20 protein-coding genes are annotated in these 23,759 nt (G+C 60.0%); 12 read left to right on the plus strand and 8 right to left on the minus strand.

All coding sequences use genetic code 11. The features are described from left to right. Positions 1-18 precede the first annotated feature (18 nt). From P3T43_RS04220 to P3T43_RS04230, 3 genes are read left to right on the plus strand one after another with little or no spacing between them, the layout of a single operon-like run. Positions 19-1,218: an ATP-grasp domain-containing protein gene (locus P3T43_RS04220; protein ID WP_429279782.1), complete on the plus strand. Its 1,200-nt coding sequence runs from the start codon at positions 19-21 to the stop codon at positions 1,216-1,218. Next, positions 1,215-2,330 carry a hypothetical protein gene (locus tag P3T43_RS04225; protein WP_429279783.1) on the plus strand — a complete coding sequence of 372 codons (1,116 nt, stop codon included), beginning with the start codon at positions 1,215-1,217 and terminating at the stop codon, positions 2,328-2,330. Before P3T43_RS04220 ends, P3T43_RS04225 begins: the two co-directional genes overlap by 4 nt. Beyond that, entirely contained in the window at positions 2,327-3,355 is a 1,029-nt protein-coding gene (locus P3T43_RS04230; protein ID WP_429279784.1) for a Rieske 2Fe-2S domain-containing protein, read from the plus strand. The genes P3T43_RS04225 and P3T43_RS04230 overlap by 4 nt, the downstream gene beginning before the upstream one ends. Positions 3,356-3,521: 166 nt before the next feature. Here P3T43_RS04230 and P3T43_RS04235 read toward each other — a convergent pair whose 3' ends face one another. Then, positions 3,522-4,979, minus strand: coding sequence for an amino acid permease (locus P3T43_RS04235; RefSeq protein ID WP_429279785.1), 1,458 nt, complete (start codon positions 4,977-4,979; stop codon positions 3,522-3,524). A 612-nt stretch (positions 4,980-5,591) separates the two neighbouring features. Between P3T43_RS04235 and P3T43_RS04240 the strand changes: the two genes are divergently transcribed. Further along, positions 5,592-6,524 carry a hypothetical protein gene (locus P3T43_RS04240; RefSeq protein WP_429279786.1) on the plus strand — a complete coding sequence of 311 codons (933 nt, stop codon included), beginning with the start codon at positions 5,592-5,594 and terminating at the stop codon, positions 6,522-6,524. Between the two features lie 70 nt (positions 6,525-6,594). Here P3T43_RS04240 and P3T43_RS04245 read toward each other — a convergent pair whose 3' ends face one another. Beyond that, positions 6,595-6,996 carry a hypothetical protein gene (locus P3T43_RS04245; RefSeq protein ID WP_429279787.1) on the minus strand — a complete coding sequence of 134 codons (402 nt, stop codon included), beginning with the start codon at positions 6,994-6,996 and terminating at the stop codon, positions 6,595-6,597. 221 nt (positions 6,997-7,217) lie between these two features. On the opposite strand from P3T43_RS04245, the gene P3T43_RS04250 reads away from it, so the two are divergent. Together P3T43_RS04250 and P3T43_RS04255 are read left to right on the plus strand one after the other, a co-directional pair. Further along, positions 7,218-8,174 carry an alpha/beta fold hydrolase gene (locus tag P3T43_RS04250; RefSeq protein WP_429279788.1) on the plus strand — a complete coding sequence of 319 codons (957 nt, stop codon included), beginning with the start codon at positions 7,218-7,220 and terminating at the stop codon, positions 8,172-8,174. Between the two features lie 134 nt (positions 8,175-8,308). Continuing rightward, positions 8,309-9,331 (plus strand): LLM class flavin-dependent oxidoreductase, encoded by a 1,023-nt coding sequence (locus P3T43_RS04255; protein ID WP_429279789.1) that lies wholly within the window; start codon positions 8,309-8,311, stop codon positions 9,329-9,331. Positions 9,332-9,375: 44 nt separating this feature from the next. Here the strand turns inward: P3T43_RS04255 and P3T43_RS04260 are convergent, their stop codons facing one another. Continuing rightward, positions 9,376-9,963, minus strand: a complete 588-nt coding sequence (locus P3T43_RS04260; RefSeq protein WP_429279790.1) for a BPSL1445 family SYLF domain-containing lipoprotein — start codon at positions 9,961-9,963, stop codon at positions 9,376-9,378. 352 nt (positions 9,964-10,315) lie between these two features. Here P3T43_RS04260 and P3T43_RS04265 point away from each other — a divergent pair, with 352 nt between their 5' ends. Beyond that, positions 10,316-11,329: a Gfo/Idh/MocA family protein gene (locus tag P3T43_RS04265; RefSeq protein WP_429279791.1), complete on the plus strand. Its 1,014-nt coding sequence runs from the start codon at positions 10,316-10,318 to the stop codon at positions 11,327-11,329. Positions 11,330-11,392: 63 nt separating this feature from the next. Further along, positions 11,393-11,737, plus strand: coding sequence for a hypothetical protein (locus P3T43_RS04270; RefSeq protein WP_429279792.1), 345 nt, complete (start codon positions 11,393-11,395; stop codon positions 11,735-11,737). A gap of 68 nt (positions 11,738-11,805) precedes the next feature. On the opposite strand, the gene P3T43_RS04275 is transcribed toward P3T43_RS04270, so the two are convergent. Continuing rightward, the gene (locus P3T43_RS04275) at positions 11,806-12,198 is read right to left on the minus strand and encodes a hypothetical protein (RefSeq protein WP_429279793.1); all 393 of its coding nucleotides are present in this window, start codon (positions 12,196-12,198) and stop codon (positions 11,806-11,808) included. 559 nt (positions 12,199-12,757) lie between these two features. Here P3T43_RS04275 and P3T43_RS04280 point away from each other — a divergent pair. From P3T43_RS04280 to P3T43_RS04295, 4 genes are all read left to right on the plus strand, one after another. Further along, positions 12,758-13,885, plus strand: a complete 1,128-nt coding sequence (locus P3T43_RS04280) for an aspartyl protease family protein (RefSeq protein ID WP_429279794.1) — start codon at positions 12,758-12,760, stop codon at positions 13,883-13,885. A 132-nt stretch (positions 13,886-14,017) separates the two neighbouring features. Further along, complete coding sequence (locus P3T43_RS04285; RefSeq protein WP_429279795.1) at positions 14,018-14,533, plus strand: SRPBCC family protein; 516 nt, start codon at positions 14,018-14,020, stop codon at positions 14,531-14,533. 259 nt (positions 14,534-14,792) lie between these two features. Then, entirely contained in the window at positions 14,793-15,209 is a 417-nt protein-coding gene (locus P3T43_RS04290; protein WP_429279796.1) for an N-acetyltransferase family protein, read from the plus strand. A 180-nt stretch (positions 15,210-15,389) separates the two neighbouring features. Next, on the plus strand, positions 15,390-15,956 hold the full coding sequence (locus P3T43_RS04295) for a GNAT family N-acetyltransferase (RefSeq protein WP_429279797.1): 567 nt from the start codon (positions 15,390-15,392) through the stop codon (positions 15,954-15,956). A 112-nt stretch (positions 15,957-16,068) separates the two neighbouring features. Here P3T43_RS04295 and P3T43_RS04300 read toward each other — a convergent pair whose 3' ends face one another. The 4 genes from P3T43_RS04300 to P3T43_RS04315 form a co-directional block, all read right to left on the minus strand. After that, positions 16,069-17,514: an efflux transporter outer membrane subunit gene (locus tag P3T43_RS04300; RefSeq protein WP_429279798.1), complete on the minus strand. Its 1,446-nt coding sequence runs from the start codon at positions 17,512-17,514 to the stop codon at positions 16,069-16,071. Further along, positions 17,507-18,685, minus strand: coding sequence for an efflux RND transporter periplasmic adaptor subunit (locus P3T43_RS04305; RefSeq protein ID WP_429279799.1), 1,179 nt, complete (start codon positions 18,683-18,685; stop codon positions 17,507-17,509). Before P3T43_RS04305 ends, P3T43_RS04300 begins: the two co-directional genes overlap by 8 nt. Next, positions 18,675-21,902 (minus strand): efflux RND transporter permease subunit, encoded by a 3,228-nt coding sequence (locus tag P3T43_RS04310; RefSeq protein WP_429279800.1) that lies wholly within the window; start codon positions 21,900-21,902, stop codon positions 18,675-18,677. Before P3T43_RS04310 ends, P3T43_RS04305 begins: the two co-directional genes overlap by 11 nt. Positions 21,903-21,978: 76 nt before the next feature. Then, positions 21,979-23,247: an MFS transporter gene (locus P3T43_RS04315; RefSeq protein ID WP_429279801.1), complete on the minus strand. Its 1,269-nt coding sequence runs from the start codon at positions 23,245-23,247 to the stop codon at positions 21,979-21,981. Positions 23,248-23,759 lie beyond the last annotated feature (512 nt).

A 23,759-nucleotide genomic window follows, 5' to 3' on the forward strand; every position in this document is an offset into this window, starting at 1 on the left:
GCACGATTGCGAGGCTGCATGGTGACGCGTAACGTACTCATCCTCGGTGGCCGCGCGCCCGCGGCGCTCGATCACGCGCGCCGCTTCGCGCATCAGGGCTGGACCGTGCGCGTGGCGGACAGCATTCCTTGTCAGATCAGCGGCGCATCGCGCGCGGTGAGCGCGACGCTGCGGGTCGCGTCCCCGCGCCACGCACCAGCCCGCTTCGTGGATGACTTGCGGCGCGCTTCGTTGACGTACGACATCGACCTGATCGTGCCCACCTGCGAGGAGGTGTTCTTCGTCTCGCGCTATCGCGACCGCTTGCCCGCGCATGTGCGGGTCGTGGCCGATGACTTCGAAAAAATGCGCGCCGTCCACAGCAAGTGGCGCTTTCTTTCGCTCGCACGTGACTGCGGTGTCGACGTACCGGACTCGGCACGCGTCGCCTCGCTCGACGAGGCCCGCGATTGGGCCGGCGCACAACCCGTTGTGCTGAAACCGGAGTACTCGCGATTCGGGGTTCACGTGCGGATTTATCGCCATGGCATTCCCGCCGCCGCGCCGCCTCTGGCGTCACTCGGCCACTGGATCGTGCAGGCCTTCGCCGAGGGCCGCGAGTTCTGCTCGTATAGCGTGGCGGATCGCGGTCGACTCGTGGCCCATAGCGTCTATCGACCCGGCTGGCGCATGTCGACGAGTTCAAGTTTCTATTTCGAAGCAGTCCGTATCGAAGCAGTTCGCCGCTTCGTCGAGCACTTCGCGCGTAAGCTCGACTTTACCGGTCAGGTGTCGTTCGACTGGATCCAGCATGAAAACGGGCGGATGAGCGTGCTCGAGTGCAATCCGCGCGCGACAAGCGGTTGCCATCTCTTCGCGCCTGATGATCCATTGCCGAACGCGCTCAACGGCACGCTTCCTCACGCGCAGCACGATGCACGCGGCGATGCTCCGGGAACGCTCGTCGAACCGTCCTCCAACACGCCCCGGATGGTCAGCGCGGTGATGCTCAGCGCAGGCCTGATCGACGCGTTGAGACGGGGCGAGCTGCGTCGCTGGGCCCATGACTATCGCCGTGCCTTCGATGTCATCGGCACGCCAGGCGATCGTGGTCCGATTGCCGGCGCGATCCGCGATCTGGCCTCGTATGCACGGCTCGCGCTTGCGCAGCGATGCAATATGCGCGAAGCGGCGACGCAGGATATCGAGTGGGACGGCCAGGAGCTGCCCGAAGCATGAGTTTATGCCTATACGTGCCGCACGCATGTTTCGCCAGCAAGGTCGCGGCTTTCGCCGCGCTGCATGCAGGTGTCGCGACGCGCGGCTTCGTCTCGAACATCGACGCGCGCGTGGAAACCATCGACGCCGCGGACCTGACGCTGCCCGTTACCGTCAACAGTGCAACGACGGAAAACGCATGGGTGTGCTCGCCTTTGACGACCTACAGCAGGTATGCGCTGGAAGAGACCCGGCGAGTCGCGCCGCGCGTCCTCGCCGCACCGCTAGGCGGCCTGATCGGCGGGGCCGGCCGGTTGCTGCGTCGGGCCGGACTGGACCGTGCGGTGTCAGTCAACAACTGGCTGCTCAGCACGAACCTGTACCCCGCTGCGGACGACATCGATTTCACGGCGCTCGCCGCAGCCTGCGAGGCGCGCTGGCCGCACCACGCGTTCTGGTTCCGCTCGCTCAACTTCGTGCAGCACGCAGACTGGCTGCACGCGTTGATGGCGGCCGGCTTCGACCTGATCCCCACGCGCCAGGTCTACCTCTTTCGCGACATGAAGCAACGCGCGAGGCAACATCAGAATCTGCGCCGCGATCTGCAGTTGCTGCGCAGCACGCCGTTGACGCCGGTCGGTCACGAAGCGTTCACCGACGCAGATTTCGTGCGCAGCGAAACGCTCTACGCGCAGCTCTACCTCGACAAATATTCGCGGCTCAACCCGAGCTACACCGCGGCGTTTCTGAAAGCGTGGCACCACGCGGGACTGCTCGAGTTCGCCGGCTTCCGAGACCCCACGGGCGAGTTGCGCGCGGTGGTCGGCATGTTCGGACAGGGGCCGTTGCTGAGCGCGCCGATCGTCGGTTACGACACGGGTTGGCCGGTATCGGCGGGCCTGTATCGTCTGCTGATGGCGCACGTTCTCAAGACCACGCTCGAACGCGAAGCGATACTCAACCTGAGCGCCGGCGCGGCCCATTTCAAACGGCTTCGTGGTGGCGAGCCCGCAATCGAATACAGCGCCGTACTCAGCCGGCATTTGCCGGTTGCAACGCGCCGCACACTGCGTGGCTTGCAGATTCTGACCACGCGACTCGGCGTACCGAACATGAGACGCTTTCAGTTATGAACGCATGGAATCCGGCGCTGTATCGCAGCTGGTTTGTCGTCGCGCAATCGCGGCGGCTAAAGTCGAAACCATTGAGCGTCACGCTGCTCGACCGGCCGCTCGTGCTCGCGCGCCTGCAGTCGGGCACACTCCTCGCACTCGACGACTGCTGCCCGCACCGGCATGCGCCGCTCTCGGCAGGACGCGTCACGGCCGCCGGGTTGCAGTGCGGCTATCACGGCTGGACCTTCGGCGCAGACGGACGCTGCACCGCACTGCCTGGGCTGGCGGAGCATGCTTGCCAACCCGCCGTGCAAGTCGGTTCGCTTGACGTTATGGAGTACGACGGGTTCATCTGGGTTAGACCTGAGGCGTCAGGCAGCCTTGGTTCGCAAGACTTGCCCGCCTTTCTGCGCAGGTTACCGCCAGCGAGCCGCCGCTTTATCTGGAGCGCCACATGGAAGGCGCACGCGGTCGACGCGCTGGAGAATTTTCTCGACCCGCTCCATACCCATTTCGTGCATTCCGGACTCGTGCGCGCCGAAGGTAATCGCCAGCGCGTCGAGGCAACCGTCACGCGTTCGGCGGGCGTACTGCAGGTGGACTATCGCGGCCAGCCACAGCAAAGCGGCTGGCTGTACCGTCTGTTCGAATCTCCGCGTGAGCTCGAGCGAGCGCATTTTGCTGGCACGGCAGCCGGCTCGGCGCAGCTCGAGTACCGCTATCAAGACAGCGGCGTGTTGTACTTCACGCTTCATTTCAGTCCTGTGAGCGCAACGCTTACGCAGGTACACGGCACCCTGCATGTCGAAAATCGCTGGGCGCCGGAATGGGCGGTGCGCACGTTGGCGTGGCCATTCCTGCGTCGGGTGGCGCGGCAGGACCAGAAGATCGTGGAGTTACAAGCTGCGAACAAAACCCGCTTTCGTCGCGAGGCGGGGGTGTCGACCGAACTTGACCTGGTCAGGCCCAGTCTCGATGAGGTATGGGCCGTGCCCGCGAGACCGCTCACGGAGCACACCCGACGCGTCGACATCATGCTTTGACCGCTGGCCCTGCGAGTATCCGAGGCGCTCCGCTCATCGCAATCCCGACTCCTGGAAATCCTCACCATTCTGCATTCGCATGCTGCGGCGAGAGTTTCGCAGAGCCCCTGGAAACGCTCACCTCATGGACGCCTATTCCTGGAAGTCCTCACCATCCCGAATCTTCTCACCTGCGCCCGGGAAAGCGCAGCCTCGAATGATTCCGGCCGTATGAAGCATAGATAATCAATCCGATGATCAGCCAAACCACGAGCCGCACCCACGTGACGAGCGGAAGTCCCGCCATCAGCAACAGGCAGAACAGGATCCCCAGCACCGGAATAACCGGTACGCCAGGAACGCGGAAGGGACGTGAAGCATCGGAGTCGCTGCGGCGCAGATAAATCACGGCACCGCACACGAGAATGAACGCGAACAGCGTGCCGATACTGACCATCTCTCCGAGCACACTGATCGGCGTCAGCGCCGCCACAATCGCAACGATTGTGCCGATCATGATCTGACTTAGATGAGGCGTCTGAAGACGAGGATGAACGCGCGCGAACAGAGGCGGCAGCAGGCCGTCCTGCGACATCGTGAAGAAGATCCGGCTTTGTCCATACAACAGAACGAGAATGACGGTGGTCAGCCCCGTTAGTGCACCAATCTTGATGAGTACCGAGAACCATGTGAGGCCGATAGCGTCTACGCCCTTGGCGATCGGGTCCGGGACATTCAGGTCTCCGTAAGGCACGAGTCCTGTGAGCACACCGGCAACAAGGATGTACAACACCGTACAGATGACCAGCGAGCCCAGAATGCCGATCGGCATGTCCCGCTGCGGCTTCTTTGCTTCTTGCGCCGCAGTGGATACCGCATCGAACCCGATGAACGCGAAAAACACCACGGCTGAGCCACGCAGAATGCCGCTCATACCGAAGTTACCGAACTCACCCGTATTCGGCGGAATGAACGGGTGCCAGTTCGCCGGTTTGATAAAAAAGATACCTAGCGCAATGAAGGCCACGACCACGACCAGCTTGACCGCCACCATGATGTTGTTGAGCCGTGCAGACTCCTTCGTACCCATGACCAGCATCGTGGTGAGGATCGCAATGATCAGTATGGCTGGAAGATTGATGATGCCCGTCACTGTCGAACCATCGGCGAGCTTGATGACGGTGCCGGGCGCAGCGGCCAGAGCAGGCGGAACGACAATCCCCGCGTTATGCAGCAAGCTCACGATATAGCCGGACCAGCCAACCGCGACCGTCGCTGCACCCATTGCGTATTCGAGAATCAGGTCCCAGCCGATGATCCACGCGAATATTTCGCCCAACGTGGCATATGTGTAGGTATAGCTGCTACCGCATACCGGCAGCATGGCCGCCAGCTCCGAATAGCAAAGGCCGACGAACGCGCACGCGATACCGCCGAGTACGAATGACAGGATGATGCTAGGACCCGCGAACTGCGCTGCAGCAGTGCCGGTCAGGACAAAAATCCCCGCGCCGATAATGGCGCCGATTCCCATTGCCGTGATACTGGTGGCGCCAAGCGATTTCGATAGCGAGTGACCCTCTGCATCCGCGCTTCCGACGATATCGGCGACGGATTTCCGTGCCATGTAACTCGTATCAGCCATGATGAGTCGTCCCGTTCAAATGGTGTTTGGGCACGAACCGACTCGGCTTGCTTCGGCTCGCGGAGCACGACAAAAGCAACTGTTACCGAAGACTGGCAGGCTTGAAAGAGTGGGAAATGTCGAATTCAGTGTAGTCTGAATTGAAACTAAAGGGAATAAAGCTTCCCGTCCGGTAACCCGTGATTGAGCGGACGCGTGGCAGTCGCTCGAGTTCGGTTTGTTTCTGCGGCCATTCCCAACACCCATGTCATCCGCATAAGGTGAGCGTTTCCAGGAAGGTGAGGACTTCCAGGATTCGACATTGCACCAGTGACCCTTGAAACAGAGGTGTGTCGACACGGTACGCGTTGTAGAACGTCCGAACGCGTTGCGCAATTCGCATGTTGCGATCAATGGTTGAAACCGGATGTCGTTCGGACTTCGAAAAGGGGCCAGCTTTTACGAAGACCAATCCGCGATGCCGCAATTCGCCCGAAGTGGCCAACGTTCATAAAGTTCTCGCACAACCTGAGGTAGTCTGTTGGCGATGGTTTGGCAGTGACGGGTCTATGAATCTGAATGGACGCCGTCACTACGACGAAAGTTGTATAGACCTGATGGAGGGTACTTACTGTGGCTACCAAGAATGGCGGTACGTTGTATGTCCTGCAGGCACGTCCACCGGCAATCATCGAACTCTCGCCGGACGGCTCGCACGAGGTCATTCTCGCGAACCTGACGCGCACGCCTGACGGCATCAAGGTGGATGCCGAAAGTCAGATGGTCTATTGGACCAACATGGGAACCGGCATCCATCTGGTCGACGGCGATCCCGCTTCCGGCGCAGTTCCCCCGAACGACGGCACCATCGAAAGCGCGAAGCTCGACGGCAGCGAGCACCGTGTGCTGGTGCCGTCCGGTCAGGCCGGCACCCCCAAGGAACTCGTGCTGGACAAGGAGGGCGGTCATCTGTACTGGTGCGACCGTGAAGGCATGCGGGTCATGCGCGCGCGGCTGGACGGCAGCGAGGTGACGGAACTCGTGCGCACCGGGAATTTCCCCGAGGATACCGCCGACGCCACCCGCCATTGCGTAGGCATCGTGCTCGATAAGGCGAACGGCCACGTCTACTGGACGCAAAAGGGAGCGCCGGATGCCGGAGAGGGTCGCATCTTCAGGGCAGGTATTGAACTGCCGGCCGGTGCGACACCTGACCGGCGCCCGGACATCGAATGCTTGCTGGCCGATCTGCCCGAGCCGATCGACCTCGATATCGATCAACGCGACCACATGCTTTACTGGACGGATCGCGGCGATGACACGCATGACGGCAACACGCTGAATCGCGCCAGAATCACGGCATCCGGACTGGTCGAGCGCCAGGTGCTCGCGCGCGAGCTACAGGAGGGAATCGGTGTGTCGCTGGACGCACAAGGGCGTCGCGCGTTTGTGACCGATCTGGGCGGCAGCGTGCGCGAACTGGACATCGATACGAAAGAGGAAGCGCATTTCACTACCGTGGCTCACCTGGGTGTGCTGACCGGTATCGACTTCGCCGACACCTGAACGCGAGCGCCAAAGACTGCCCGGGCCGCACGCCGGCAGTCTTTTCGAAGGCATACGCGCCGCTGCTCGATCAGTACGCCCACCAGCCGGGGCCCCACATGTTCCAGTTCCAGGCTGCGTTTTCATTCATCTGGGCGTTCATGCTTTCCTGATTCAGAACCCTTTGCTGGATCTGTTCGCGCTTGTAGTTATCCCAGGCATTTTCGTCGCCGATATACAGGCAGCCGCATGAATACGGGTCAGCGTAGAGAAAGATGACCTTTCCGTCCTTCACCTTCTGAACGACCCGGTTCGCCGGCAACGTTTCCAATTGCAAGCGTTGCTGATCGGTCGTCACCGGCACGATATGGAAGCCCGCTGCCGCCAGCAGGTCATTTTTCTCGTTGGCTCGTTCGACAGGCGTGGAGCATCCGGCAATCAGGATGCTAGCGCTTAGTGCAAGCAGAATAGTGGTCCATCTGAGCTTCATCATCGTCCTCTTGGGGTTGACACGCTGGACTCGCCATCAACGGGCGAAAGGCCAGGGATTCCGAGCGGGTCCATTGATCCATGGTGTGTTGACGGCATGATCTGCGCCGAAACTTAGCGCAGAATTACGGCGCGCCGCGCGGCATCGCGCCTCATTCGGGGCTCAGAGTCACTCGATATATTCGATGCATTGCCTCGACTATCACCGGGTCACGGAGCCTCCACATGAAGAAGCCGCTTGGCGCCACGGCACTCGCCATTGCATTGCTGTGTGCCGCACTATCAGACGTCGCTCACGCGCGAACCGTTAGCTATCCGTATGAAGCAGCCTGTATGGCTCCGGCCGCTACCTCGTCGATTTACGCAGGGCTTCGCGAACAGATCGCGGACACGTCTCGCGGTCCGCTCGCCTACTACCGGTTTGGCCACGGCAGCCCGCTTCTGCTCGTCACCGGCTATCGCGCGCCTCTGTCCGAATGGGACGCCGCCTTCCTCGCCGAGCTTGCGAAACATCATGACGTGATCGTCTTCGACAACCGGGGTATTGGACGCTCGATGCCGGACGCGTCGAGCTTCACGATCGGCGACATGGCAAGCGACACGGCCGCCTTGATTGACACGCTGAAAGTGCAGCACGCGACGGTGGTCGGATGGTCGATGGGTGGCTCGATCGTGCAGCAACTCGCGATCGACGAGCCTCAGACCATCAGCAAGATGGTTCTAATGAGCGCTTTGCCACCGGGGCGCACCGGCATTCCGGTGCCCGCGGACATCATGGCGAAACTGGCGGGTAAGCCGGGTACTACGTTCAGCGACGTCATGGCCGTTCTGTTCCCGGCGGCACGTGTGAAGGAAGCTGACCGGTGCTTCTCCAGGGATAGGTTCAAGCCGTCCGACTATCAGTCGCCCCGCATTTCCAGCGCGGTCACGGAGGGTCAATCCGCATCGCTGAAAGAGTGGGAAGCGGACGACAGCGCCGCCGACGCGCTGCGCTCGGTCCGTACGCATACGTTGGTGCTGTCCGGCACCGATGATGCCGTCGTCGTCAAAGAGAACGCCGCAGCCCTCACGCGCCTGTTGCCCCACGCGGACCTTCTGCTGGTTGAGCACGCAGGACACGCGATGATGTATCAATACCCGGTCGCACTGGCGCGGGCCATCGATTCGTTCGCGGGACGCTAGTGGAATGCGACCTCCTGGAAGTCCTCACCTTCCAGCGAGGCACAAGTCACGCATCCTGCGACGTTTACGTGGTTCCAGTAAGATCGTCGCAAAGCTTGCGATCCTGCACGCGCTCTACTTCTGTTGAAGTCTCCATGAAAAAGATTGGCTTTCTTTCTTTTGGCCACTGGGCCAATTCTGCGCATTCCCGGGCACGCTCGGCGGCCGATGTGCTTCTGCAATCCATCGACCTCGCGGTCGCCGCCGAGGCGCTCGGCGCGGATGGCGCCTTTTTCCGCGTCCATCATTTCGCGCAACAGCTTGCGTCGCCGTTTCCCCTCCTCGCGGCTGTCGGTGCAAAAACCAGCAGGATTGAAATCGGCACGGGTGTCATCGACATGCGTTACGAGAATCCGCTCTACATGGCCGAAGACGCGGGCGCAGCCGATCTGATTGCCGGCGGACGACTGCAACTGGGCATAAGCCGAGGCTCGGGTGAGCAGGTGATCGACGGATGGCGGTACTTCGGGTACGCACCTGACGAAGGCGAAACGCATGCCGATCTGGCGCGCCGCCATACGGAAGTCTTTTATGAGGTGTTACGCGGCAAGGGCTTTGCGCAGCCCAATGCCAGACCCATGTTTGCGAACCCGCCGGGTCTTCTGCGGATCGAGCCGCATTCCGAAGGGCTTCGCGAGCGCATCTGGTGGGGTTCGAGTTCCGACGCAACCGCCGTGTGGGCCGCGAAAATGGGCATGAACCTGCAGACCTCGACCTTGAAGAACGACGAATCGGGCCGCCCCCTGCATATCCAGCAAGCAGAGCAGATCCGTGCGTATCGTGACGCGTGGAAAGAGGCGGGACACACACGAGAGCCGCGCGTGTCGGTCAGTCGGAGCATCTTTGCGCTCATGAACGACCAGGACAGGATGTATTTCGGGCGAGATGCCCAGAGCCGCGACTCGGTCGGATTTCTCGACGACGACGTCCAAAAGATCTTCGGACGCAACTACGCCGCGGAGCCGGAAGTTCTCATCGCAGAGTTGGCGAAGGACGAGGCGATCGCCGCGGCCGACACCCTGCTTCTCACCGTGCCGAATCAACTGGGCGTCGAATACTGCGCACACGTCATCGAATCGATTCTCACGCACGTCGCGCCGGGCCTTGGCTGGCGCTAGCGCATGGAATACCGGCAGCGAACACGCTGCCGGCGTGCCCCGCATCAAATACTCAGGCGCGACACCTTGGTACCGGAGAGCGAGACGTCGCCCATGAGACCGGCATTGGTCAACACGATCACTTCAACTGGCGCGGTTGCGGTGGTCGTATCAATCGCCCCATTCGCACCGACTTTCACGAGCGCGACCGATCCCTCCCCGCCTGCAGACCAGCCTTTCGAGCCACGAAAATCGGCTAATGCATCGTGCGTCATGAACAGGAAAATGATGGCTTTCGATTGGGCGCCCGCCTGAAAGCCAAACGATCCGGACACCGTACTGTAGTAACCCACCGATTTCCCACCCACACGCAACGCACCTTCACCGTACTGCCCGCCCACCACGAAACCGGCCTGAAGCACGGATGGGAACACGAGCACGCCGTTTGCCTTCGCGACAAGCTCGTGTGAACCTTTGACGATCGAGTAGAGCCGCGACAGCGTGCCCTGCACCTTGGCGTCAATCGAGCGCCGTTTTGCCGCGTTGCTCTCGCTCGCTACGGCCTGACTGGTGGTGGCGGTCAGCCCCACCAATGACAAACCGGTAGTCGCAAGCGCGCCGGCCCCTGCCCCAATGAAATCTCGCCGCTTCATCGTGATCTCCTCAAGTGTATTGACGGTTGGCACGAGTGAATTATGCCTTGATCGCCGATACCTCGTTCTGCCTGTGACCTACCTCGGCAGTGCGGCGCCGCATTAGAAATACCCGCTCAACTGCGACGACAACAAGCGCGAAAATGTCTCCCAGAAATGGTCCCACGCCGGTACACGGGCGGCCGAATACGCAAAGGGTCGAGAACGAACTTGTATCGGCGATCACAATCGCCGAGTGTAAACTGGCGCGACCGGACGTTTCTGGTCCTTCGCGGGCTCATGGACTTGCCGGCTCACCCGGTTGTTCAGCCTGCTCTACGCCTCGGATATCTGATCGAAAAAAGGGAATGTCATGTCGAAGAATGAGATTGTCTGGGGAATCCTCGGCGCCGCGAAGATCAACGACAAAGTCGTCATGCCCATGCACAGCGCGCCAAAGTGTCGGGTGAAGGGTATCGCGTCGCGCTCTCCGGACAAGGCTCGGGAAGCCGCTGCCAAATACGGTTTGAGTGTCGCCTACGACAGTTACGAGGCGCTGCTGGCGGATCCGGAGATCGACGCGGTCTATATTCCGCTGCCCAATCACATCCACGTGGAATGGACGATCAAATCCGTCGAGGCGGGCAAGCACGTCCTGTGTGAAAAGCCGATCGGGCTGGACACCCAACAGGTTGATCGACTCATTGCCGCGCGCGACAAGAACGGCCGACATATCCAGGAAGCCTTCATGGTTCGCACGCATCCGCAGTGGTTGACAGTGCGGAGCTTGATTGATGAAGGTGCGATCGGCGATTTGCGGGCGGTGACCGGCGGCTTTACCTATAACAACACGAACCCTCACGATATCCGCAACCAGAGCGAGCTGGGCGGCGGCGGTCTGCTCGATATTGGCTGTTATCCCATCACGACGTCGCGCTTCATTACCCGGCGCGAGCCACGGCGAGTGGTTGCCTTGATGGAGCGCGATCCACAATTCGAAGTGGACCGGCTGGGCTCAGTGCTGATGGATTTCGACGGTGTGCAGGCGAGTTTCTTTTATTCGACTCAGATCCATCCCTTTCAACGAATGCAGTTTCACGGGACGAAGGGGCGCATCGAGGTCGAGATTCCATTCAATGCACCCGCCGATCGGCCGACGCGTCTGCTGATCAGTGAAACCACCAGCGCCGGTGTCGGGACGGACCGCTGGCTGGAGGTTCCTGTGTGCGATCAATATGGCATTGCGGCCGCGACGTTCGCTGAGGCAATATTGAGTGGAAGCCCGCAGGCTATTCCGCTGGAAGATGCGCGCGCCAATATGCGAGTGATCGACGCCGTGTTCCGCTCGGCTCGATCGGGCGCGTGGGAGATAATCCCCGTAAATTGAGGCACGACACAGAGGGCGACTTCCGCGGCTCAACCTGCAGAAAGTGTCGAAGCCGCGAATCGGTTGAATCTCCGCAAGTCCAAAGATGGCGCACAGTGGCCGCATCGTCATGATTTAATCGGGCAGTTGATCCATCCCGAAGGGAATGTCATGCAACGCATTGCAATTCTTCTCGTGATTGTGCTGGCAGGGTGCGCAGCAACCGTCAACCGTACGCGGACAGCAGACGGACGCAATGGCGCCACCATTTCCTGTAACGGCCTTACCGCTACGTGGAAGAAATGCGACCGGGCTGCCGCGAAGGTTTGCCCGGGCGGATTCGATGTGATCGACCGTCAGGAGAAGAAGACCTATACGGACACCGGTAGCTTCATGAGCAGGACGCTTGTGGTGAGCTGCAAGCCGTGATTCAAACGGAGATCTGCAAAAGATCCTCTCGGCAAACGGATGGTGAAGACCTGATTTACGCTGGCCGTTCAAATCGGCGCTTGACGCCGAGACGGAACCGCCCTCGCTGCCACCGGTGCGAGACCCAGCACAATCACGAGAAACCCGACCTGAGCTAAATAAAATGGCGCAAGCCATTGATGGTACGTCGCGACATAGTATGTGTTATGCATGACGTCACTCACGATGATTGCAACCGTCAACCAGATCCCCGCTCTCGGTTTAACAAATAACAGTACGACGGCCAACGGGTCGAGAATCGTCAGCACATCCCAATACGCCCGACTGGTAAGGGCGATCCCGCTTCCGTAGCCATAGTCCCAAAGCATGCCGTGCTGCAGAATGGCATACGCATGATTGAAAGTTGCGGCAAGAAGACAAAGTCCGAATAGAGAACGAATGGCAATTGATACACGGAGCATTCTGACGGTCATATAAAAGAGGTGTGTTTAGCTAACCAGACGAAAATTGATCGAAACTTCTGCCGTGAATTACTGGGACGAGGGATGGCTTCGAGGATCTGCTCGGTTATAGGAAAATATCCAAACAATTTATTAGGTTATGAGCAATTACTGGCAAAAGAATTACGCGGACTATATCGTGTCAAATCAGAGGTGCATAGCTGGCGATGAAAGCTGCCCATGCGCATTGAATATCCACCAACCGGGTATTTCCGGGTCCGGTCAGGAATGGACGTTCGACAACACTGCGTGCATCGTTAACAATCGTTGTAGTGTCGACGCAGCAAACGGCGTGCTCTGGGCGTTTCCGGATATCAACCCATCCTGGCCAGGGTCTCCCATGCCGCCAAGACCTCGAAATATTGGATCGCTATTGCTTCGGCTTGCAGACAATACCTATCTGTCTGGTCGACTACCGTCAGCACTCGCTACGATCAAGGGAGAAAGCATGCGTGTCGTACGGTGGAGTTTTGCGGCGCTAATCTCGTTCTGTGGAACTGTGCCCAGTTCCGCATTCGCCTTGAACGGTCCTCAAACCCAGGTGTTTCCGCTTTCGGTGATCGACAATCGCCCTTTCATCGCCGTGAATGTCGATGCAAAGGGCCCGTTCTCTTTCATTCTGGATACGGGCTCCTCAAGCACGACGGTGAGTGCCACTTTGGCGACAAGACTCAAGCTTGCCATTAAGCAGGACGGGACCGGAACGGGAGCCGGCGAGCAGCCATTGGCATTCAAGATCGTCCACCTGAACGACTTGAGCGTTGGTCACTTCTCCATCGGCGCTTTGGATACCCCGGCAATGGATACGGCGGAACTCAGTCGCGTCATTGGATTTCAGCATTTCGACGGTGTGCTTGGGGCAGAGCTATTCCGGAAATACATTGTGACGTTAGACCCCGCTCGCGAGGAATTGACTCTGCAGCAGCCGAATCAATTCAAGCCAATGGCGGATGCGATACCGATCGACTTTTCTTTGGACGAGAACGAAATGCCCGTCGTGAAGGCTTCGGTCGGAGGTACGACGGGGATGTTTCAGATCGACACCGGTGACCGTTTCAGCTTGACGCTGTTCGACGCTTTTTGGCGCGCGCATCAATTGGACCGCCACATGGGTACGACCGTCGCGGCGATGACAGGGTACGGCGGCGGGGGACCTATTCGGGGTATTGTCGGCAGAGCAACGCCCTTTTCGATCGGAAATCTTCCCGTGCCGGCACCTGTCACGCGCTTGTCGCTTCAGAAGGCGGGTGCTTTTACCCGGACTGATCGGGCGGGCAGCATCGGAATGGGGATCTTGAAGCGATTCAAAGTCTCTTTCGATTATGGCCGCCATGTTATGTGGCTTTCGAAGGGTCCCGGGTTTGAGGCGCCGGATCTCTATGACCGAAGTGGCATGTGGTTAGGACTATCTCAACAGCGAGGGCTTCGCGTAATCGATGTAACGCCGAATGGACCCGCGGCAAAGGCTGGAATCCATACAGGTGACGTGATTCTGAAAGTTGGCTCAGTTCGTGCTGATTTCGTCAGCCTGTTCAGGATACGAGCCATGCTTCAGCAACCTCACACCTCGGCGATTCCTATCCTGGTGAACCATACGAGCAGCGTTCAACAAACCCGTCTCGTCCTTCAGGATCTGATATCACCCTAGGAGCGCGAGCTATATAACGTATGCGCAGCAACCGGCCCACGTTCAGACACTCGATGTCACCGGCTAGGTCGTCAACAATCTGGGCAGTTCGACACTCACAGTAATAAAATTGCGACCGATTCCGAGGCAAATATGAGCTTGCGAGGATTGCTTCTGAAAGGCATTGGGGCCATTGTTGTCGGCGCAATTGGAACCCTTCTTTTCCTGCACAAGGATACTAGTGCGCATGCTGACATTCTCATTGATCGGCCGCCTTCCGATGTCTGGAAGGTTGTATCGAACAGCGCAGCGTATCCCGACTGGAATCCGTTCATTACTCATGTTGACGGCGATTTCAGGGTGGGAGATACCATCCGCATTGTGCTAGGCGTCGGACCGGATTCGATGGTATTCAAGCCGATTGTTCTGGTGGTTCGCCCGGACCAAGACCTTTGCTGGCGTGGCAATGTATGGATTCGCGGCATCTTCGACGGTATACATTGCATTCACCTCACGGCTGTAAGTGGTCGCACCCGTCTTGAGCAAACGGAGTCCTTTTCGGGATTGCTCGTTGGACGGTTGACGAAAGACGTAATCGAGGAAACGCAGCGAAACTTCCAGGCGATGAATACCGCGGTTAAACAGCGCGTGGAAACGAAAATGCCCTGAGCGCCTGCTTGTGGCGCGACACCCCAATATGCAAAGGCCGCATCGCTGGTCGGCCGCTTGAGACCTTCTACACAGTCGCCTGGATCGCAGACAGTTTCCGTCGTCATCCGCTCTTTGCGCTTTCAACCTCACCTATTATTCAATGACTCAATCGCATCGATCGACATTGTTGGCGCCTTTTGTCCGTCCGCTTGAAACTTCTGATGCGAGTGCATTGATCAGACTTCGACTACGGGTCGCCGAGCAGGGGTCCCTGCCTATGGGAGGAACGCTTGAAGAAGAACGGTCCATATCGCCGTCACGCTTCGATTCGCTACTTTCAAACGAGGGCAAGAATCGCATCTTCGGCGCTTTCGAAGGTGAACACCTCATCGGTGCAGCGGCCATAAGCGCGGTGGGCGAACGGGCTTCGGCTGCGCACACTGCGACCTTGTGGGGCGTTGTGGTCTGCCCGGATCACCGGCGCCGGGGCATCGGTGCTCGCGTTGTGGATGCCTGCCTGGCGCATGCCAGTGGTAGCGGGATGGTGAGAGTTTATCTCGTCCTATATCTGCCGAGCGTCGCAGCCCAGGCAATGTACGAAGGATTGGGATTTTCCGCGTACGGTGTCCAGCCCCAGGCACTACGAATTGACAACGTTTACCACGATGCTCTCTTGATGAGTAAAGCGTGCTAGAAGGCAGGCGTTGTCGTCATCGGAGCCATCGGTCAGCCATGACGCGACACTCAATACGAGCGCCTAAATTGGCGTCAATCGGCACGTCAAATTTGTGGCGCGGGGGCTGACGTGATGGCGATAGACCGCGCGCCGCCCAACAATCGTGTCGCTATGGGTCAAATCTACGCGAGGACAAGTATGGAACACACCACCGCTATCGTTTCCACGGATCGTTGCTTTCTTCGCTGCGCCACTGTTAGCGACTACGACGCATTGGTTGCCGGGATCGGAGCACCGGCGTTCCCTCCCCAACTTCCACTAGCCAATCTGCAACGGCACGGCAAGCTGAAATCCTGGTTGGATTCGATCCTCGCGATGTCGTCAGACGGGAGAGCTTGCGTGTTTTCAATTGATCTTCGAACAGGCGAGCATTGCATCGGTCAAGTATCGCTCGTTCAACGTGATGAATCGGCGAGTTGGAACCTGGCGTTCTGGTTGCATCCCGCGTACTGGGGTCGAGGCCTGGCGGTGGAAACGGCTACGGCTGCTGTCCAATATGCTTTCACCGTCATGGCGATCCAGGAGATCTGGGCAGGCGCGGCGGCCTGGAATCAACGTAGCATCAAAACCCTGCTTGAACTCGGACTCCATCCAATCGAAGCAGATGAAACATTGAATGGCGAATCCGACACGTCGCAGGCGATCCGCACCTTTTCGGTATCGCGTGATGGCTGGCTGCGCGCATCGAATGACGACGCGATTTGAGTTACGTTTCCCACGATCCAGAAGAAGGCCAAAAATATTGGCCTTTGATCCACCATGCCTCACGCCCAGCAAAGAAGCGCTCCATCCCTTCTCTCTGCATTCCTCCCTGAAATCAACCCGGCGGTACCGACGCCTCGGTCGGCTCCATATCGCCCTTGGTCCAGCCCCCTCCGAGCGCGCGAATGAGGTCGACATTCGCGTCCAGTTGCTGGGTTCGAAGCTGGATGACGCTGCGTTCCGACTCGAGCGCCGCCGATTGCGACTCGACCACGTCCAGATAGCTGACCGCACCGCGCCGATAGAGTGCAAGCGAAAGATTCACCGACGTGTCCGCTGCGCTGGCAGCCGCTTGCTGCTGATCCGTTGCGGTACCTAGCTCGTCGAGCAACGTGAGGTCGTCTTCCACCTGTCTGAACGACGCCAGCACCACGCTGCGGTAGCGGGCGCCGGCTTCTGCCGTGGCCGCCTTCGCAGACTCCACCTGGGCCCGCCGCCGGCCGCCGTCGAAGAGGTACACGGCAAGCGTGGGCCCAATCGCCCAGAAGGAACTGGGCGCGCTGAGCAGATCCGCGTACACCGAGCTCTGCAAGCCGCCTTGCGCGCTGAGCGTCAATGTCGGGAAGTACGCGGCACGCGCAACGCCAATCTTCGCATTGGCCTCTGCTGTGCGCCGCTCGGCGGCGGCTACATCCGGGCGCCGTTGCAACAATGTCGACGGCACACCCACCGGGACCATGGGCGGCTGGATTGGACGGGTACTCGCTGCGATCCGGAAGTCCGATGGCGACGCGCCGACCAGAACCGCAATGGCGTGTTCCAGTACCTCGCGTTTGGCCCTGACCTGAGTGAGCTCGGACTGGGTCGCCGACAGCTGATTGGTTGCACGCGCCACGTCGAGTCCTGATACGACGCCGCCGCCGTGCCGTCTGCGCGTCAGATCGAGCGCTTTCTGGTAGGCGTCGTCCGTCCCCTCGATCAACTGGATTTGCTGATCGAAGCCGCGCAGGTCGATGTAGCTTCGCGCCAGATCGATTTCGAGGCTCAATTGCGTCGATGCCAGATCGGCGTTCGACGCGAGGCCCTCGTCCTTGCTTGCCGCAACGGAATCGCGCACGCGTCCCCAAAGGTCGACTTCGTAGTCGACTTCGACACCCAGCGTGAGCGAGTTGTAGTCGGCCGGTGCAGTGGCGTTGCGCAGCGGCCGCGTGTCCGACTCGCGCTCACGCTGCAGATTGCCGGCAGTGGATACCTGCGGATAGAGTTGCGAGCTGACCTGCTTGATGTACGCCTCAGCCTGCTCATAGTGAAACAGCGCGGCGCGCAGATCGGGGTTATTCGCGATCAGGCGTTGCTCGAGGCCGTCTAGTTCGGGCTCCTGATAGAGCTTCCACCATCCAGCCCGATCAAGCTGGTCAGCCGGACTAGCCGCGCTCCAGGGTCCGTGAGACTGGTACTGCGCCGCAACGGGGGCTTCCGGAATTTCGTAGTGCGGAGCGAGCGAGCACCCGGCAAACGTCGTCGCACTCACCAGAGAAGCCCAAGTTCGATACTTAGCCATGGCTTGTACCCTTAGCCCCCGGCTTGATCACCTCGACATGGTCACCCTCGACAAGACCATCGGGCGGTGTATCGATCACACGGTCGTTGTCGGCCAGTCCGGAACCGATATCGACCGCGTTGCCGAGGTCCTGAAGGATTGCCACGGAGCGGAACCGGACGGCGTCGTGCGCATCGACGGTCGCGAGACGGAGCCCCTGGTTGTCGAAGATCAGCGAGCTGGCGGGCACGCGCAAGGCGCCCGCACGTGCCGGCAGCGCGAAGTGGAGGTTGACGAAACCACCCGGCAGCAGGAGATGATCGGGGTTATCGACCAGCAACTGCACCAGCGTCGTTCCCGATGCCGCGTTGACCGAACTCGCCAGACCGACGACCTTGGCCGTAAAGGTCTTGCTGCCGTACTCCGGCACGGTGAAGGTGGCGGTGCCCCCGGACTTGATCATCGGTGCATCTTCCTGCGGCACACGCACGTAGAGCCTCAACTTGTCCACGCTCGCCACCGAGAAGAGCTGCGGCCCGGTCCCGCCGCCTGCATTGATCAGCGCGCCGATGTCCGTATCGCGAGCGGTGATCACCCCGTCGAACGGCGCGACGATTTTCGCGAAACTCTTGGTCGCAACCAGCCTGTCCACGTTCGCCTGAGCCGCCACCACGCGGGCCTGCTTCGCCACATAGTCCTGCGTGCGGTCATCGACCTCCTGACGGGACACCGAATCGGAATCCAGGAGTGCCTGCCAGCGCTCGGCCGTCGTCTTGGCGAGAGCCGCATCGGCTTTTGCGCTGGCGAGGTCGGCCCGCGCCTGATTCAACTGCTGGTCGAGTTCCGGCGTATCGATCACGGCGAGTTCTTCACCAGCCTTGACCTGACTGCCAATATCGACACGCCACGACTTCAGGTACCCGTTGACGCGCGCATAGATCGGCGCGCTCTCGAAGGCCTCCAGCCGGCCAGGCAGCGCCAGCACGGCGCCCGGGGCTTCCTTGATGGGCACGATCACGTTCACGGACGGAACCGCCTGAGTTTCCGTCCAGTCCTTGAGCTGGTGCTCATCCTTTACGCGAAGTGCGATACCGACAACGACGATGGCGACGGCGAGCACACCGCCGACAATCGCTACATACGAAAGCTGGCGTTGCGGCAGCGCCGCACGCGGGGTGGGTTCAAACGACATGAGTCGAATCTCCGGAAATCGTCGCGGGCGAGGTGTGGCCCCGATTCGAATGGAACAGGCAAAAGACGGCCGGCACGAGGAGCAGCGTGGCGACTGTCGCGAACAGCAATCCGCCAATCACCGCACGGCCGAGCGGCGCGTTCTGCTCGCCGCCTTCGCCGAGGGCCAGCGCCATTGGCGACATGCCGATGATCATCGACAACGCGGTCATCAGGACCGGACGAAAACGGGTGGCGCCGGCTTCGAGCGCCGCCTTGAACGCATCGCCGTGTTCGGCCAGCCGTTCGCGGCAGAAGCTCACCACCAGAATGGAGTTGGCGGTGGCCACGCCCATGCACATGATGGCGCCCGTGAGCGCGGGAACCGACAGGGTGGTGCCGGTCGCGAACAGCATCCACACGATGCCGGCGAGCGCGCCGGGCAACGCCGTGACGATCACCAGCGGATCGGTCCACGACTGGAAGTTGATGACAATGAGCAGGTAAATCAGCACGACCGCGCCGAGTAGCCCGAACAGAAGGTCGCCGAAGGCGCTGTTCATCGTCTTGACCTGGCCGAGCAGGACCACCTTCGCGCCTTTCGGCACGCCCTTGGCATTCGCGGCAACGATGTCGCGGATTCCTTCGGACACCGCACCGAGATCGCGCCCTTGAGTGGTGGCGAAAATCTCCACCATCGGTTGCACGTCGTAGTCGCTGACGACTTCGTTACTGGCCGTGCGATGGACATTGGCCACGCCGGCGAGGATCTGTCCTTCGTTTGCCGCTGAACTGCCGGTGACAGGCAGATTCATCAGGGACGGCAGCGAATCGAGACCGTACTGCGGCGTCTGCACGACAATCGGATATTCCACGCCGTTGGCCGGGTTGAGCCAGTATGTCGGCGCGATCTGACCGGATCCTGCCAGATGTACGACCAGACTGTTGGTGACGTCGCGTTCGGTGATGCCCTGAAGCTGCGCATGGACACGATCGACGTCGATATTGAACTGGGGATTGGCCTGTGACTGCTCGATACGCGCATCGACAATTCCGGGAACATGGCGGATCTGACGCAGCATCAGGTTGGCGTACGCAAAGTCGGCCGGCAGGTTCTTGCCGCGAATTTGCAGGTCAATCGGTGCCGGCGAGCCGAAGTTCAGGATCTGACCGACGATATCCGCCGGCGGAAACGAGAACGTGACGCCTGGGAATTGGCGCGGCAACTCTTCGCGCAACTTGCGAACATATCCGGCCGTGGGCCGATGGTCCGCCTTCAGCGAGATCTGAATGTCCCCGTCTTGCGGACCAATCGTTCCCGTGTTGTTGTAGGCCGTATTGATCGAGCTGGTAGACAGTCCCATGTTGTCGACGACCGTGCCGAGTTCGGCTTTCGGAATCGTCGCCCGCACGAGATTTTCCACATCCGCGAAAATCTCGGCCGTCGTCTCGATCCGCGTACCCACCGGCGCACGGACATGCAACAGTATCTGGCCAGCGTCAACATCCGGGAAAAAATTTCGCCCGAGAAACGGCACCAGCGCGAACGATAGGACCACGAACCCGAAAAACCCGATGACGAAGATGCGGCGGTGAGTCAACAGCAGTTCGAGAATCCCGCTGTAATTCATACGCACGCGCTCGAAACCCCGCTCGAATCCGCGCTGAAACCGCACCAGCGGGTTGGAAGAAACGCGCGGGCCTTGTTCGGGGTCGGCTTCGTGTCCTTCTGTGTGGCCCGGCGTGTGGTCCAGCACGTGGGGCTTCAGCAGGTATTTGGCCATTGTCGGCACGAGCGTGCGCGACAGGATGAACGACGAGATCATCGCGAAGATCACCGCTTCTGCCATCGGCACGAACAGAAAGCCCGCCACGCCGCCGAGGAAGAACATCGGCACAAACACGATGCAGATACACAGCAGCGAAACGAACGCCGGGGTGACGATCTGCGCGGCGCCATCGAGAATCGCAGGCTCGACTTCCTTTCCATGTTCCAGGTGCCAGTTGATGTTCTCGATGGTCACCGTCGCGTCGTCGACGAGAATCCCCACCGCGAGCGCGAGCCCGCCGAGCGTCATGATGTTCAGCGTCTCGCCGAGGGCGGACAGGATTGAGATCGACCCGAGAATCGCAAGCGGAATGGAGGTTGCGATGATGACGGTCGAACGCCAGCTACCCAGAAACAGCAGGATCATGACGCTTGTGAGCAGAGCGGCGATCACGCCTTCTCGGGCGACACCAGTAATGGCCGAACGAACGAACAATGACTGATCGCCAATCGGATCGATCTGCAGGTTGTCCGGTAGGGAGGCTTTTGCATCCAGCGCCTTTTGCCTGATCCCGGCGATGATCGCCAAGGTGGATGCCGCGCCGTTCTTGAACACCGTAAGCAACACAGAACGCTTGCCTTCCACGTGCACGATGTTCGGTTGCGGCGGTGCGCCGTCGGTCACATCGGCGACGTCGCGCATATACACGGTGGTGCCGTTAGCCGATTTGACCGGCATGTCGCCAATCGCGGCGATGGTCGTCGGCGCGTCGTTCAGCAGCAGGGTGTACTCGGTCTTGCCGATCTTTTCGGTGCCGACCGGTGTGATGAGATTCTGCGCGCTCAAGGCGTTTTGTACGTCCTGGGCAGACAGCCCTCGTGCCTCGAGCTCAGACGGCTTGACGTTGATTTGCACCTGGCGGGTTTTACCGCCGAATGGAAACGGGATGGCTGCGCCGGCTACCGACGTCAACATCGGCCGCAACTGGTTCAGGCCCAGATCCGCCAGATTCTGCTCGGAGAGACCCTTGCCGGACAGCGCGAGCTGGATGACAGGAACCGTCGAGGCGTTGTAATTGAGAACAAATGGCGGCGTCTCGCCAGGTGGCAACTGCTTCAGGATTTCCTGCGAAATCGATGTGACCTGGGCATTCGCCGTCGCGATGTTGGTGCCCGGCTGGAAGAAAATCTTGATGACGCCATAGCCGTTAAGCGAAGTGCCTTCAATGTGCTCGACGCCGTTGACCGTCGTGGTCAACACCCGCTGGAACGGCGCCATGATGCGCCCTTCCATCTGGTCCGGCGACAGACCCGTGTACTGCCACACCACGCTGACAACCGGAATATTGATAGCGGGAAAGATATCCGTAGGTGTCCGAAGCGCGGACAATGGACCCACGATAAGAATAAAGATGGCCAGAACAATGAATGTGTAAGGCCTGCTTAGCGCAATGCGCACAATCCCGATCATAAAAATCTCGCTTTTTAAAGCCGGCAGAAAAGCAGCCTATGTTGGCCTCCGGGTACCCGATTCTCTGTGGCTTACCTCAATCTGGGTCTGATGACATGACGCTGACCTTGACCGGCGCGTCGGCGTGTTGAGCATGCTGCCCGCCGCTGCTTTGAGAGGTGGCGACCCAGTGAATGGCAGCAGCGACGAGTCCGAGCGCAATGCCAAAGGCGACGATGCCGTTCCAGCCGAAGTGACTCATCAGCCCGCCGCTGATCGTCGCGCCGACGGCGCCGCCGAAGAAGGTTGCCGTCATATACAGGCTGTTGATGCGCCCTTGCGCTTTATGATCGACCGCGAAGGCGCGCGTCTGGTTGGATACCAAACCGGCCTGCACGCCGATATCGAGCACGATGACGCCGATTACCAGCAAGGCCATCGACGAGTTCGCGCCGGCGAGCAGCAAATAGGCCAGCGTGACAATGCCGATACTGAGTCCTACGACATAACGGGCGCCGCGCCGGTCGGAGATATGGCCGCCGAGTGAAGCCGCAAATGCACCGGCCGCGCCGATGATGCCGAAGCCACCCGCCCATGCGCTGCCCAGATGCCAGGGTCCGGTTGCAAGGAGCGCCGCCAGATTGACCCAGAAGGCGTTGAAACAGGCCCACAACAGCGCCTGGACGAGCATCGATTCACGAATCGGGCGATGGTCCCGCGCCAGAGGCCAGAGCGAAGCGAGCAGCCGGCCATAGGAAAGGTCCGTGGAGGGCATACCCTGCGGCAAAAGCGCAGCGGCAGCGAACCAGACCGGCACCATGAACGCCGCTTCCATCGCGTAGACCGCGCGCCAGCCGTAGGCCGCACCGACCACGCCGGCGATCGTGCGCCCGAGCAGGATGCCGACCATGATGCCGCTGACGACCGTGCCCACATTACGCCCTCGCTGATGCGGCGAGGACATGACCGCCGCAAACGGCACGAGTTGCTGTGGCACGCAACTGACGATACCCAGCCCGAAGGAAGCCGCAATCAAGGCCCAGATGCCCGGCGATACCGAAGCGGCAATGGCAAACACGAAGGCGCATGCAATCTGCCCAAGCACGAGCTTGCGGCGGTCGAAGCGGTCGCCGAGTGGCAACAGCAGCGCCAGCCCGGTGGAGAAGCCGAGCAGCGCTGCAGCGGCAACCAGATCGACCATTGCGAGGTCGACCCCGAAGCCGGCTCTGATCAGCGGCAGGATCGGTTGGGTGCAATAGATGTTGGTGATGACGGCGCCCGCGATGATTGCCATCATGATGATCTTGCCGTGCGTTGCTACCGGGTGCGTAGGTAGACCAGCGGGTGGTGGGGGATGACCTCGCACTGCGCTCTCCTTGGTTTCAATCTATTCAGCATTTGCAAGATCCATACTGCGATACGGATTTGAATGCCGTCTCAGGCACTCGACCAGGATCAGATACGATTAGGACTCAAAATTAATTATCTGATTACCCTCAGCACGAGGACATCTTCAGATCCAGCATCAACCCATCGCGACCGAGACGTTCCACTCAAGTTTGGAACTGAATATATTGTGGACGAGATTCGACGCGAAATCATCGTGGGCCGAGGCAACTCAGTTGTTACGTTCAGTCAACCATGGGCGAGTCTTCGGTTGACGGATACGCCTTCTGGCGGGCGTGAACATCACTATGAACAAAGGGTCGACCGATGCAAGCTGGTCGAAAGGCATCTAAAACCCGTGGGCGTTAGAAGCTGGGAGGAGTGAGACGACCATGATCGTCTCATCGAATAGCGAGGCGCATTTGCCGATTGATATCAACAATGATTTCGCCTTTATGCAGACTGAAGATGCACGCAGTGAAACGGGTTGAT

Origin of the sequence: Paraburkholderia sp. GAS41, assembly GCF_050436545.1 — a bacterium.
In the GTDB taxonomy this organism is placed as follows: Bacteria; Pseudomonadota; Gammaproteobacteria; order Burkholderiales; family Burkholderiaceae; genus Paraburkholderia.